This window comes from Micromonospora sp. NPDC048905, from assembly GCF_040649655.1.
Taxonomy (GTDB): domain Bacteria; phylum Actinomycetota; class Actinomycetes; order Mycobacteriales; family Micromonosporaceae; genus Micromonospora.
In genome coordinates, this window is record NZ_JBEZFV010000018.1 from 100,612 (window position 1) to 112,998 (window position 12,387).

15 protein-coding genes are annotated in these 12,387 nt (G+C 72.5%); 3 read left to right on the forward strand and 12 right to left on the reverse strand.

Translation table 11 applies throughout. The annotated features are described in order from the left end of the window. Nucleotides 1-11: 11 nt before the first annotated feature. Nucleotides 12-407 carry a PIN domain-containing protein gene (locus AB0C01_RS31125; RefSeq protein WP_357249598.1) on the reverse strand — a complete coding sequence of 132 codons (396 nt, stop codon included), beginning with the start codon at nucleotides 405-407 and terminating at the stop codon, nucleotides 12-14. After that, nucleotides 404-712, reverse strand: coding sequence for a hypothetical protein (locus tag AB0C01_RS31130; RefSeq protein WP_357249601.1), 309 nt, complete (start codon nucleotides 710-712; stop codon nucleotides 404-406). Before AB0C01_RS31130 ends, AB0C01_RS31125 begins: the two co-directional genes overlap by 4 nt. Before the next feature lie 123 nt (nucleotides 713-835). Between AB0C01_RS31130 and AB0C01_RS31135 the strand changes: the two genes are divergently transcribed. Continuing rightward, nucleotides 836-1,753, forward strand: a complete 918-nt coding sequence (locus AB0C01_RS31135; protein ID WP_357572843.1) for an EamA family transporter — start codon at nucleotides 836-838, stop codon at nucleotides 1,751-1,753. On the opposite strand, the gene AB0C01_RS31140 is transcribed toward AB0C01_RS31135, so the two are convergent. The 6 genes from AB0C01_RS31140 to AB0C01_RS31165 form a co-directional block, all read right to left on the reverse strand. Beyond that, on the reverse strand, nucleotides 1,716-2,657 hold the full coding sequence (locus AB0C01_RS31140; protein ID WP_357249705.1) for a diacylglycerol kinase family protein: 942 nt from the start codon (nucleotides 2,655-2,657) through the stop codon (nucleotides 1,716-1,718). The two genes, AB0C01_RS31135 and AB0C01_RS31140, sit on opposite strands and share 38 nt — an antisense overlap. 143 nt (nucleotides 2,658-2,800) lie before the next feature. Next, nucleotides 2,801-3,754, reverse strand: coding sequence for a twin-arginine translocase subunit TatC (tatC, locus tag AB0C01_RS31145; protein ID WP_357249606.1), 954 nt, complete (start codon nucleotides 3,752-3,754; stop codon nucleotides 2,801-2,803). An 18-nt stretch (nucleotides 3,755-3,772) separates the two neighbouring features. Further along, nucleotides 3,773-4,087 (reverse strand): Sec-independent protein translocase subunit TatA, encoded by a 315-nt coding sequence (gene tatA, locus AB0C01_RS31150; protein ID WP_355031473.1) that lies wholly within the window; start codon nucleotides 4,085-4,087, stop codon nucleotides 3,773-3,775. A gap of 170 nt (nucleotides 4,088-4,257) precedes the next feature. Continuing rightward, a complete protein-coding gene (locus tag AB0C01_RS31155; protein WP_357249610.1) occupies nucleotides 4,258-4,503 on the reverse strand; it encodes a hypothetical protein in 246 nt (81 codons plus the stop codon). A gap of 10 nt (nucleotides 4,504-4,513) precedes the next feature. Continuing rightward, nucleotides 4,514-5,569, reverse strand: a complete 1,056-nt coding sequence (locus AB0C01_RS31160; protein ID WP_357572844.1) for a YafY family protein — start codon at nucleotides 5,567-5,569, stop codon at nucleotides 4,514-4,516. Continuing rightward, entirely contained in the window at nucleotides 5,566-6,564 is a 999-nt protein-coding gene (locus AB0C01_RS31165; RefSeq protein ID WP_357572850.1) for a WYL domain-containing protein, read from the reverse strand. The genes AB0C01_RS31160 and AB0C01_RS31165 overlap by 4 nt, the downstream gene beginning before the upstream one ends. A 117-nt stretch (nucleotides 6,565-6,681) precedes the next feature. On the opposite strand from AB0C01_RS31165, the gene AB0C01_RS31170 reads away from it, so the two are divergent. Then, nucleotides 6,682-7,707 (forward strand): cation diffusion facilitator family transporter, encoded by a 1,026-nt coding sequence (locus tag AB0C01_RS31170; protein WP_357249616.1) that lies wholly within the window; start codon nucleotides 6,682-6,684, stop codon nucleotides 7,705-7,707. Nucleotides 7,708-7,768: 61 nt separating this feature from the next. Beyond that, nucleotides 7,769-8,854: a DUF3866 family protein gene (locus AB0C01_RS31175; protein ID WP_357572845.1), complete on the forward strand. Its 1,086-nt coding sequence runs from the start codon at nucleotides 7,769-7,771 to the stop codon at nucleotides 8,852-8,854. A gap of 124 nt (nucleotides 8,855-8,978) precedes the next feature. Here AB0C01_RS31175 and AB0C01_RS31180 read toward each other — a convergent pair whose 3' ends face one another. The 4 genes from AB0C01_RS31180 to rfbA form a co-directional block, all read right to left on the reverse strand. Continuing rightward, entirely contained in the window at nucleotides 8,979-9,173 is a 195-nt protein-coding gene (locus AB0C01_RS31180) for a hypothetical protein (protein ID WP_357249621.1), read from the reverse strand. Nucleotides 9,174-9,272: 99 nt separating this feature from the next. Then, nucleotides 9,273-10,631, reverse strand: coding sequence for a Pup--protein ligase (pafA, locus tag AB0C01_RS31185; protein ID WP_357249624.1), 1,359 nt, complete (start codon nucleotides 10,629-10,631; stop codon nucleotides 9,273-9,275). A gap of 68 nt (nucleotides 10,632-10,699) precedes the next feature. Further along, nucleotides 10,700-11,323 carry a dTDP-4-dehydrorhamnose 3,5-epimerase gene (rfbC, locus tag AB0C01_RS31190; protein WP_357249627.1) on the reverse strand — a complete coding sequence of 208 codons (624 nt, stop codon included), beginning with the start codon at nucleotides 11,321-11,323 and terminating at the stop codon, nucleotides 10,700-10,702. Continuing rightward, nucleotides 11,320-12,210, reverse strand: coding sequence for a glucose-1-phosphate thymidylyltransferase RfbA (gene rfbA / locus AB0C01_RS31195; RefSeq protein WP_357249630.1), 891 nt, complete (start codon nucleotides 12,208-12,210; stop codon nucleotides 11,320-11,322). Before rfbA ends, rfbC begins: the two co-directional genes overlap by 4 nt. Nucleotides 12,211-12,387 lie beyond the last annotated feature (177 nt).

The window sequence follows — 12,387 nt, forward strand, 5'->3', positions numbered from 1 at the left end:
CCCGCACGTCGTCAGGCCGGAATGTGAATCACCGGTAGCTCGTCGCCGTACCGGTCCTCCCCGGTGAGGATCGAGGCATCGTGCTCGAGGACGGCCAGCGCCGTGGTGGCCAGATCGGCGCGGCCCGTCACCGTGCGCCAGAAGCTGAGTTCGTGCCAGGAGTGCCCCTCGGTCGAGAGCACCTCGCAGGCGTCCAGGCTCAGCAGCCGGTGCAGGGTCGCCCGTTCCTTCGGGTCACTGACGATCGCCAGCGTCTCCGCCGCGGTCACGGCGGTGACGCCGAACCTGTTGCGGTCCTGGATGACCTCGTGCAGCGGCTCCCCGACATGCACCGACCCCGCCAGGTACGCCAGCAGAGCCGACCGGTCCAGCACGAGCCGGACCGGTCGGTCGTCCTCGGTGCTCACGCCGCCGGTTGTTCGCGCGTGCCGGCGGCGGCGTCCCGCGCGTGCTGGCGGGCCCGCTCCCGAAGCGCGCCGCGGCGCTCCGGGGACCAGTCGGCCTCCACGGCGGCACGGCGGGCGCGCGCCTCGGCCACACCCTGCTCGGTGATGGGAATGCCCTGGTGGGCCAACTCCGCGTCCAAGGCGTCCAACCGCATCCGGTCCCGGACGGCCCGGGTGATGTAGGCGCTGGCGTTGGACTCGCGCTCCAGGCGCTCCGCCACGTCGGGTGGCACGGAGATCGACAGCTTCCGCATCGCGCTGGTCATACCAGGAACCGTACGCCGGTAGCACCGCGTTGGCGACCAGGAACGGCCGTGTCGGCCCCGCCGGGGTTCGCATTTCGGCAGGTCGACACCGCCGCGAGGGAGCCGGAACCGACCGCTACCGTCGTGCGCGTGACCGAGACGCTGCTGCCCACGCCCACGCCGGCCGACACGCCACCGGCCCGGCGCGGCGGCGTCGTCGCCGTGGGGCTCGTCCTGGGCGGGGCGCTGTCGGTGCAGTTCGGGTCCGCCGTGGCCGCGCTGCTCTTCCCGCGTACCGGGGTGGCCGGCGCGGTGACCCTGCGGCTGACCATTTCGGCGGTGCTGCTGCTCATGGTGTGCCGGCCCCGACTGCGCGGGTACGACCGGTCGGCCTGGCTCGCGGCGGGCGCGTTCGGGCTGGCGCTGGCCGGCATGAACTCGCTGTTCTACCAGGCCATCGAACGCATCCCACTGGGGCCGACGGTGACGCTCGAGGTGCTCGGCCCGCTGGCGCTGTCGGTGTTCAGCGCCCGACGACTGGCCAGCTGGGGCTGGGCGGGACTCGCCCTGGCCGGGGTGGCGCTGCTCGGGCAGAGCGGCTTCGACCGGCTCAACCCGGCCGGGGTGGCCTTCGCGTTCGGCGCGGGCACCATGTGGGCCGCGTACATCGTGCTGAGCGCCCGGGTCGGCGGCCGGTTCCCGGGCGCGGACGGGCTGGCCCTGGCGCTGACCGTCGCCGCGCTCGTCACCCTGCCGTTGGGCATCGTCGACGGCGGCGCGGTCCTGCTCGACCCGCCGGTGCTGGCGCTCGGCGCCGTCCTCGCGGTGCTCGCCTCCGGGCTGCCGTACACCCTGGAGCTGCTGGCGCTGCGACGGATGTCGACCGCCACGTTCGCGGTGCTGATGAGCCTCGGCCCGGCCGTCGCCACGCTCGCCGGGTGGCTGGTGCTGCGGCAGGCCCTCACCCTGCTGGAGTGCGCCGCCATCGTGCTGGTCATCGCGGCCAGCATCGGAGCGGTACGGGTCAACGCAGCAGCCGCACGGCGCCCGGAACGGCGCTGATCGTCACCGGCAGCTCCAGGGAACGTTCCCCGTCGGCGTACGTGACGATCCCGTCGGCGGCCAGCTCCACGGTGCGGGCCCGGTAACTGGTCACCAGGGGATGGCTCACGTGCGTGCCCTGGTAGATGCGCGGCTTCACCCGGACCAGCGTCCGGCGGTTGACCCGCCCCGCCACCACCACGTCCAGCAGCCCGTCGGTCGGGTCGGCGGCGGGACAGATCCGCATTCCGCCCCCGTACGTCGGGCAGTTGCCCACCGCCACCAGCACCGCGTCGAGGTCGTGCGGCACCCCGTCGAGGCGCAGCGTGTAGCGGCGGGGCCGCAGCCGGGCCAACTCCACCAGGATCGCCAGGTCGTACCGGCGGGGTCCGCGCGGCCAGCGCATCCGGTTGGCCCGCTCGTTGACGATCGCGTCGAACCCCGCCGCCAGGACCGCCCCGAACCACCGCTCGGCGCCGTCAGCCCCGGTCATCCGGGCCAGATCGACGACGTGGGTCCGGCCGGCCCGCAACGCGGACGCGATCACCTGCACCGCCGCCACCGGGTCGGCGGGGAACCCGGTGTCGAGGGCGAAGTCGTTGCCGGTCCCCGCCGGCACCGGACCGAACGGCACGGCGGTGCCGGCGACCGCCTGCATCGCCCGGTGCACGGTGCCGTCCCCACCGATCGCGACAAGCGCACCGATGCCGTCGGCGACGGCGGCACGACAGGCGGCCTCCGCCTCGCCCGGACTGACCGCCGACAGCACGCGGACCGGACGGCCGGCGGCGGCCAGCCCGTCCAACAGCCGGGGCAGCAGGGCCCGGTGCCGCCCCCGACCGGCGGTCGGGTTGGCGAGCACCGCCACGGGGCCACCGGGGAGCGGGGCGCGGTCGGCCGGGGCACCGGCGGGCGGGCCGGGCAGGTGATCGTCTGCGGTCACGGGCAGCACCGTACCGGTCGGACACCCACCGTTTTCCGGGGGCAGGCGCGGACACCACCGGTAACGCGGCGACGCCGCCCCCGGGGAACGGGGACGGCGTCGGCTGACCGGGCGGCGCGGGGCCGTCAGGTCATGTCGTCGTAGCGACGCTCGATCGGTGCCGGTGCGGCGACCGGCTCGGGTACGCCGATCGGCGCGGCCGAGTCGACCCGCTGCCCGGCCACGACCGGGTCCTTGTCGAACTCCAACGGCGACACCTCGTCGTCGTCGATGCCGGCGTAGATCTCCTTGCCCCGCCCCCGTCGCCGGTCGTTGATGAACGCGACCCCGACCGCGGCGAAGTAGAGCGCGGTGAGGCAGAGCGCCAGAGCGGTCATCCCGAACGGATCCGGGGTGGGGGTGACCACGGCGGAGAAGGCGAAGAACACGAAGATCGCCACCCGCCACCAGCTGAGCAGCCGTTTCGCGCTGGCCAGGCCGACGAAGTTGAGCATCAGCACGATCAGCGGGAACTCGAACGCCACACCGAACAGCAGGATCAGGTTGGTGACGAACGAGATGTACCGGGTGACTTCCAGATTCGTCGCGATGTCGTCGCCGGACACGTTCAGCAGGAACTCGAGGCCCTTGGTGGTGACGAAGAAGGCCAGGACCGCGCCGGCCGCGAACAGCGGCGCGGCGAGAGCCGTGAAGATGTACGCGTAACGCCGCTCGTGCCGGTGCAGGCCCGGCGCGATGAACGCCCACAGCTGGTAGAGCCAGATGGGCGCCGCGATGATCAGGCCCACCCACAGACCGATCTTCAGGTTCAGCAGGAAGACGTCCGCGACACCGAGCTGGACGAACTTGCACTTCCCGGTGACCGGGTCGAGCGAGGCGTCGAGGCTGCAGTACGGCTCCGACAACAGGATCCGGACCGGCTTCGCCAGCCAGATGCCCACGCCGAAGCCGAGCATGATCGCCAACGATGCGCGGAACAGACGATTACGCAGCTCGCGGACGTGCTCGATGAGTGTCATCGAGCCATCGGCGGCCCGCTCGAACGCCTTGGGGCCGCGTTTGCGCAGTGCGAAGGCCACGGTGGTGGGGCCCTTCGGTCAGTTGTCGCGGACGCGGTGCACCGGGTCGACGACCGGCTGCTGCGTCGGCGCCTGCTGGTACGGCGCCTGCTGCGGCTGCCCGGCGTACGGCGCCTGCTGCCCGGCGTGCGGCGGCAACGGCTGGTAGCCAGCCTGCGCGTCGGCCTTCTCGGCGAGGTCGCGGTCGTCGTCCTGCAGGCTCTTGGTCTCGGCCTTGATGATCCGCAGCGACCGACCCAGCGAACGAGCAGCGTCGGGAAGCCGCTTCGCCCCGAAGAGCAGGATCAGCACAACCACGAGAACAGCGATGTGCCACGGCTTGAGGGCACCCATGAGAAGCTCCAGTCGGTCTGTGTCCGAGGGGTGGTACGCAGCCCATCGTACGTGCGGATCGGCTGCCTGACACCCGCCGGGTGGGGGTGGTTCGACCCGAAGGGTGAAGTCTTGACCAACGCGCGATGATCCGTCAACCGCCGCCGGGCACCCAGCCCGGCGGGGCGCGATCAGCCCCGCTTGGCCTTGATCACCGCGAGCCGTTGGGACGTGGTGTCGAGCTGGCGTTGGACATCCTCGGCGCGCTGCTGCAACACCTCGGCGGTCTCCCGCAGCGCCTCGGCCTCGGCGGCCCGTCGCTGCAACGCCACCGCGGCGCGGCGCAGCCGAGGCAGCCGGGTCAGCACCGGGCGTACGGCCAGCACGAGCGCCACGAGCGGGAGCAGCACCACCGCGAGCACGATCCAGATCAGCACGGCGGTCAGCCTACTGGGTGCGGCCGGCCACCGCCGGGTCGCCCGCCGGCGCGCTCGTCGCGTCGACCTCGGGCACCCGAAGCTCGGCCGCGGGGGCGGGCACCGCGTAGGCGTCCAACGCGGCGGCCGCCGCCGCTCGGACCTGCTCGGCCAGCTCGGCCGGGGCGACCACGACGGCGTCCGGGCCGAGGCCCAGCACGAACCGGCGGGCCCACCCCAGGTCGGTGACCCGCAGGGAGACCAGCCACTGGTCGCCGTCACCGGCCTCGACCCGCTCGCACGGATAATATTCGGTGATCCACCGCTCGCTCCGGCCGATGCGCAGCGTGATCAGCGGCAGGTCCGGCGAGGGGCGGAAGACACCCTCGGTGAGGTCGTGCGGAACGGCCTGCGGCGGGACGGTGGCCGGCTCGGGCAGCTCGGTGATCGCGTCGATCCGGTCGGCCCGGAACAGGCGGACCGCCTCCGCGCGCCGGCACCACGCCTCCACGTAGGCCCGGCCGCCGACCATCAGCATCCGCAGGGGGTCGATGACGCGGTCGGTGGTCTCGTCCCGGGCGGCGGTGTAGTAGGTGATCCGCAGCGCCCGGCCGCCCTCCACGGCGGCCCGCAGCGCCTCGACCCGCCGGGTGTCGCCGGGCAGCCGGACCGCCACCGGCGCACCCACCAGGTCACCGGCGTCCTCGATCTTGGCCAGGGCCCGTTCGACGGCCTCGCGGTTGGCCACCCCGGGCGTCTCGGCGAGCATCCGCAACGCCACCACCAGCGCGAGGGCCTCGTCCGGGGTGAGCCGCAGAGGCCTGTCGATGCCGGCGTCGTAGGTGATCGTCACCCGATCACCGTCGAACGCCATGTCGATCAGGTCACCGGGACCATAACCGGGCAGCCCGCACACCCAGAGCAACTCCAGGTCCTCCCGCAGTTGGCGCTCGGTGACACCCAGGTCACCGGCCGCCTCGGCGATCTCGATGCCGGGTCGGGCCAACAGGTAGGGCACCAGGTTGAGCAGGCGGGCCAGCCGGTCGGCGGACGTGCGGGAACCGCCCCGGGCAGCCGGGCGGGTCACCGGGCACCGCCGGTGACGGCCAGTTCGTCGTGCCGGACGGCGATCTCCTTGAGTCGTTGGATGACCGCGTCGCGGACCTCCGGTGGGTCGAGCACCCGCACGTCCGGGCCGTAGCCGACGAGGTGGCCGGCCAACCCGTCCGGGTCCGCGTACGGCAGGACCAGGCGGTCGCCGTCCGGCCCGGTCGTCACCTGCACGGCCCAGCGGCGCAGCCCGGCGGCCCGGCCCGCAGCGGCCAGCACGGTGGCCCGGCCGGTGCGCTCCACCGGACCCGACCAGCGGGCCACGTGGCTGATCAGGTCGACGTTCGGCGGCGGCTGGTACGCGCCGGGCACGCCCGTCACCCGGACCGCGCCGACCACCCGGGACAGCCGGAAGCAGCGGGTCGCCGCCCGGTCCAGGTCGTGGCCGACCACATACCACCGGCCGCGCCAGCAGACCACGCCCCACGGTTGCAGCCGCCGCCGGCTGGGCGCGTCCCGGTCGGGCACCCGGTAGTCGAACCCGACCTCGCGGCGGTCCCGGGCCGCGGCCGTCAGCGGCGCGAACGCCGGATCGACGGTCACCATCGGCTCCAGGCCCAGGGTGGCCTGCGGATCCACGTCCACCCCGGCGGCGCGCAGCTTGGCCAGCCCGGACGACGCGGCGGCGGCCAGCCCGGCGTGCTGCCACAGCCGGGCGGCGATGCCCACCGCGGCAGCCTCGTCGGGCTCCAGCAGGATGTCGGGCAGCGCGTACTCGCGGTGGGCGATCCGATAACCCGGCTCGGCGTCGAAGGCGCTCGCCGTGCCCGTCTCCAGTGGCACACCCAGCTCACGCAGCTCGGCCTTGTCCCGCTCGAACTTGCGTTGGAACGCCTCGTGGTCACGCGCGTCGTCCGGGTCGTGCTCGTAGCCGGGCACGGTCGCGGCGATCTGCGCGGCGGTCAGGAACCGTCGCGTGGACAGCAGACAGATCACCAGGTTGACCAGGCGTTCGGTGCGGGTCCGCGACACCCGGTAGACGCTAGCAGCCGACACGCCCGCGACGTGCACCCACGCGGGCGTGCCGCACACTTGTTCGGATCCGGCCTCCCCCAGCGCCTCGCCGTTTCCGGTCATAGGGTGATCCTCATGTCGCAAGCGGAGGACAGGATGTCGCAGGCGGAGGCCAGGCCGGAGAGCGAAAGCGTCGGCACGGTGGTCGTCGCGGGTGTCGCCAACCTCGCCATCGCGATCGCCAAACTGATCGCCGGGCTGATCTCCGGATCGGCCGCGATGCTGTCCGAGGCCGCCCACTCGGTCGCCGACACCACCACCGAGGTGCTGCTCTTCCAGGCGCTGCGCCGGGGCGCCCGGCCGGCCGACCAGCGACACCCCTTCGGGTACGGCAAGGAGAGCTACGTCTGGGCGTTCTTCGCCGCGATGTTCACCTTCGTCGCCGGGGCCGGCTTCGCCGTCACCCACGGCGTCACCACGATCCTGGTGCACGAGCACAGCGGCGACTACCTGGTCTCGTACATCGTCCTGGCGGTGTCGTTCGTCATCGAGTCGATCTCCCTGGCCCGGGCGGTACGGCAGGTCCGCCGCGAGGCGCGGCGCTGGCACACCACGCCGCGGCGGTTCCTGCGGCTGACCGCCGACACCACCGTCAAGGCGGTCTTCCTGGAGGACAGCGCGGCGCTCATCGGTCTGCTGCTCGCCGGGGCCGGCGTCGGCCTGTCGCACGCCACCGGCGACGAGGTGTGGGACGGCGTCGCGTCGATCCTGATCGGGCTGCTGCTACTGACGGTCGCCGGGATCCTCGCCGGCAACAACCTGTCGCTGCTGGTCGGTCGGGCCGTACCGGAGCGGTTGCGCCGCGAGATCGAGCAGGACCTGGCCGGACTGCCCGAGGTGGAGCGCATCGACACCCTGTTGACCATGCAACTCGGCCCGCAGGACATCCTGGTCGCCGCGAAGGTCGACTTCCGCGACGAGGCCACCGGCGCGCAGATCGAGGCCACCGCCGACGAGGCCGAGCGACAGCTCACCGAGCGGTACCCGGAGATTCGCTTCGTCTTTCTCGACCCCACCCGCTCACTGCCGGGGGCCACCGGCACCGCCCGACACACCCAGGCCGGGCCGACCCCGGACGCCGGCGGCCCCGAACCGGCCTGATCCGCCACCACCGCCGTACCCGGGCGCGGGCCGTCGGGTCCGCGCGGCTAGCGTGCCCGTCATGGTGCGATGGCGTACGGGGACGGTGGCGACGCTGCGACGGCAGTGGACCGGGGCGGTGGAACTCGACGTCGACCTGCCCGACGGCACGCGCATGCGGGCGCTGGCCTACCCGGAGCTGGTCGGCACACCCGAGCCCGGCGACCGGGTGCTGCTCAACGCCGGCGCGCTGCTGATGGGTTTGGGCACCGGCGGGTACGCCCTGGTGGTGGCCCTGCCGGACCGACTGCCGCCGGACCCGCCGGAGGTCGGCGACACCCGCGACGCCGGGCACCTGGTCAAGGCCCGCTACACGCCGTTGCAGCCGATCCTGCTCGGCGTCGACGAGGAGGCGTCCCCGCACCGCGCGGTACTCGCCGACGCGGACGACCTCGGCGGCCTGCCGGTGGTCACCGCCGATCTGCACTCGGCGCTGCCGGCGATCCTGGCCGGCATCCGGGCCGACCTCCCGCAGGCGCGGGTGGCGTACCTGCTCACCGATGGTGGGGCCCTGCCCGCCTGGTTCTCCCGCACCCTCGCCGGGCTGCGCGCCGACCTGGCCGGCACGATCACCGTCGGACAGTCCTTCGGCGGCGACCTGGAGGCGACCACGTTGCACGGTGGCCTGCTCGCCGCCCGGCACGTGCTCGACGCCGACCTGGCCATCGTCGCCCAGGGGCCCGGCAACCTGGGCACCGGCACCCGGTGGGGGTTCTCCGGTGTCGCCGTCGGTGAGGCGGTCAACGCGATCGCCACCCTGGGTGGACGGCCGGTCGGCTCCCTGCGGATCTCCGACGCCGACCCCCGCCCCCGGCACCGGGGCGTGTCCCACCACAGCCTCACCGCGTACGGCCGGGTGGCCCTCGCCCCGGCGGAGCTGGTGGTGCCCGACGACCTGGACCCGGCCCTCGCGGCCGAGGTGGACGCGTCGTTGGCCCCCCTCGCCGCCCGGCACCGGATCGTCCGGGTGCCCACCGCCGGTCTCGACGCCGCGCTGCGCGCCAGCGCCGTGCCGCTGTCCACGATGGGCCGTGGTCTCGACGCCGACCACGCGTACTTCCTGGCCGCCGCCGCGGCAGGCCGCCACGCCGCCACCCTGCTGCCCTAACCGCCCGCCCTCCGGCCGTCCTCCGCCCCGTTGATCATGGGGTTATTGCCCGCCGCCTCGCGTGTCAGGGCAATAACCCCATGATCAACGCGAGCATTGCGGGGTGGAGTGGGGTGGGGTGGGGTTAGGCCAGGAAGACCAGGGTTAGCCAGCCGCCGACGATGAGCACCAGCGCCAGCGCCAGCACCCACGTCGGCACGGTGTATTCACCACGGCGGTTACGGTCGACCTCGGCGCGGATCTTCTCCCGCCGGCGTTCGACCCAGTTCTGCCGCTCGGCGCCGCGCTCAGGGCGGTCGGAAGGTCCAGAAGTCGTCATGGCGGACCCAGCTTAGCGGCCACCGCGCCGCCCGCGCCGGTGCGCCCACCGGTAGGCCGGCCCCGTCGGCGGACACCACCGCCGGGGCCGGCAGACCCGTCACATGCTGGCGATCAGCCGCTCCACCCGCTCGTCGTACGCCCGGAACGGGTCCTTGCAGAGCACGGTGCGCTGCGCCTGGTCGTTGAGCTTCAGGTGCACCCAGTCCACGGTGAAGTCCCGCCGCTTCTCCTGGGCGTGCCGGATGAACTCGCCGCGCAGCCGGGCCCGGGTGGTCTGCGGCGGGGTCTCCTTGGCCTCGAAGATCTCCGGGTCGGTGGCCACCCGGTCGACCTCGCCACGCCGTTCCAGCAGACCGTAGAGGCCGCGACCGCGACGCACGTCGTGGTAGGCCAGATCCATCTGCGCCACCCGGGGGTGCGACAGCGGCAGGTCGTGCTTGCGCTGGTAGCGCTCGATCAGCCGCAGCTTGCTGACCCAGTCGATCTCCCGCGAGACCGGCTCCAGGTCACCGGTCTCCACCGCGCTGAGCACCCGGCCCCACAGCTCGACGACCCGCTTGGCGGCCTGGTCGCCGCCGCGCCGCTCGACGAACTCGGTCGCCTTGGACAGGTACTCCTGCTGGATGTCCAGGGCGCTGACCTCCTTGCCGTTGGCCAGCCGCACCTTGCGCCGGCCGGTGATGTCGTGCGACACCTCCCGGATCGCCCGGATCGGGTTCTCCAGGGACAGGTCGCGCATCACCACCCCGGCCTCGATCATCCGCAGCACGATGTCGGCGGTGCCGACCTTGAGCAGCGTGGTGACCTCGTTCATGTTGGAGTCGCCGACGATGACGTGCAGCCGCCGGTAGCGCTCGGCGTCGGCGTGCGGCTCGTCACGGGTGTTGATGATCGGACGGCTGCGGGTGGTCGCCGAGGAGACGCCCTCCCAGATGTGTTCGGCCCGCTGCGACAGGCAGTAGACCGCGCCGCGCGGGGTTTGCAGGACCTTGCCGGCCCCGCAGATCAACTGCCGGGTGACCAGGAACGGGATGAGTACGTCGGCCAGCCGGCCGAACTCCCCGTGCCGGGAGACCAGGTAGTTCTCGTGGCAGCCGTACGAGTTACCGGCCGAGTCGGTGTTGTTCTTGAACAGGTAGATCTCACCCGCGATGCCCTCGTCGTGCAGCCGCTTCTCCGCGTCGACGAGCAGGCCCTCCAGGATCCGCTCGCCAGCCCGGTCGTGGGCGACGAGATCGGTCACCGAGTCGCACTCCGGTGTCGCGTACTCCGGATGCGACCCGACGTCCAGGTAGAGCCGGGCTCCATTACGCAGAAAGACGTTGCTCGACCGACCCCAGGACACCACGCGACGGAACAGATACCGCGCGACCTCGTCCGGGGACAGCCGCCGCTGCCCGCGATAGGTGCAGGTGACGCCGTACTCGGTCTCGAGGCCGAAGATTCGCCGCTCCATGGTGTGACATTAGCCGCCCGGAGGCCCGGTTCGTCACTGTCACACCACAGGTCGTGCCCCGGGGGTGGTCACATACCGGTTGAGTGCGACATTCCGTCCGGACCGAGGCTCGCCACGAACCGCCGGCAGTTGTCGTACTCCGGAAGCAGGCCGCTCTCGCGGGCCTGAGCGAGGGTCGGCGCCGCGTCGTCCCGCGCGGACAGCAACGGAACGTCGGCGGGCCACTCGATGCCCAGCTCCTCGTCCAGCGGGTGCACCGCGTGCTCACCCGTCGGGTTGTAGCTGGCCGAGCAGAGATAGCTCAACGTGGCGTCGTCGGTGAGCGCGCAGAAACCGTGCCCCAGCCCCTCGCTGAGGTAGACCGCCCGACGGTCGGTGTCGTCCAGCCGGACGCCCTCCCAACGGCCGAAGGTCGGCGAGCCCACCCGCAGGTCCACGATGACGTCGAGGACCGCACCGCGCACGCAGGTGACGTACTTGGCCTGCCCCGGCGGAACGTCGGCGAAGTGGATGCCGCGCACCACGCCACGGGCGGAGACCGACAGATTGGCCTGGGCCAGCCGCAGCGGATGCCCCACCACGTCGGCGAGCTTGTCGAAGCGGTACCACTCCATGAACATGCCGCGCGAGTCGCCGTGCTGCTGGGGGGTGATCTCCCAGGCGCCCTCGATGCTCAGCTCCCGGATCTTCACCAGGCCACCCCCTGGCGGCCGCTCGGCTCAGCGAGCAGACCGAGCAGGTAGTCGCCGTAACCGCTCTTGGTCAACGGCGCGGCCAACGCGCGCAGCTGGTCGTCGTCGATCAGGCCGGCCCGCCAGGCCACCTCCTCGACACAACCGATCTTCAGGCCCTGCCGCTCCTCGACCACCCGGACGAACTCGGCCGCCTGCATCATGGAGGCGAACGTGCCCGTGTCCAGCCAGGCGGTGCCCCGATCCAGCACCGTCACCGACAGCTCCCCGGTCTCCCGGTACACCTCGTTGACCGCCGTGATCTCCAGCTCGCCGCGGGCGCTCGGGGTGAGCTTGCGGGCGATGTCCACGACCCGGTTGTCGTAGAAGTACAGGCCGGGCACCGCGTAGCGGGACTTCGGCAGGGCCGGCTTCTCCTCGATCGAGAGCACCCGACCGGCGTCGTCGAAGTCGACCACACCGTATTCCTGCGGGTTGGCCACCTGGTAGGCGAAGACCCGCCCGCCGACCGGGTCGCCGTGGGCCGCGAGCTGCCGGCCCAGACCACCACCGTGGAAGATGTTGTCGCCGAGGATCAGCGCCACCGACTCCGTGCCGATGAAGTCCGCCCCGAGGATGAAGGCCTGCGCGATGCCCTCCGGGCGCTCCTGGCTGACGTACTCCAGCCGCAGCCCGAACTGGCTGCCGTCGCCGAGCAGCCGACGGAACTGGTCCTGGTCGTCCGGGGTCGTGATCACCAGGATCTCCCGCACCCCGGACATCACCAGGGTGGAGAGCGGGTAGTAGACCATCGGCTTGTCGAAGACCGGCATCAGCTGCTTAGACACCGCACGGGTGATCGGCCAGAGCCGAGAACCGGTGCCGCCGGCAAGTAGGATTCCACGCACCGGGGCAGCCTAGCGGCACAGAAGCAGGATGTGCGGGGGGGTCGCGCCCCGCGCAGGGCACCCAACTTCGCGTACACTTCCCGACCCGTGAGGATCCTCGTCACCGGCGGAGCCGGATTCATCGGGTCGGAGTACGTTCGCCTGCTGCTGGGCAAGCCCCTCGGCAGTGCCGACGGC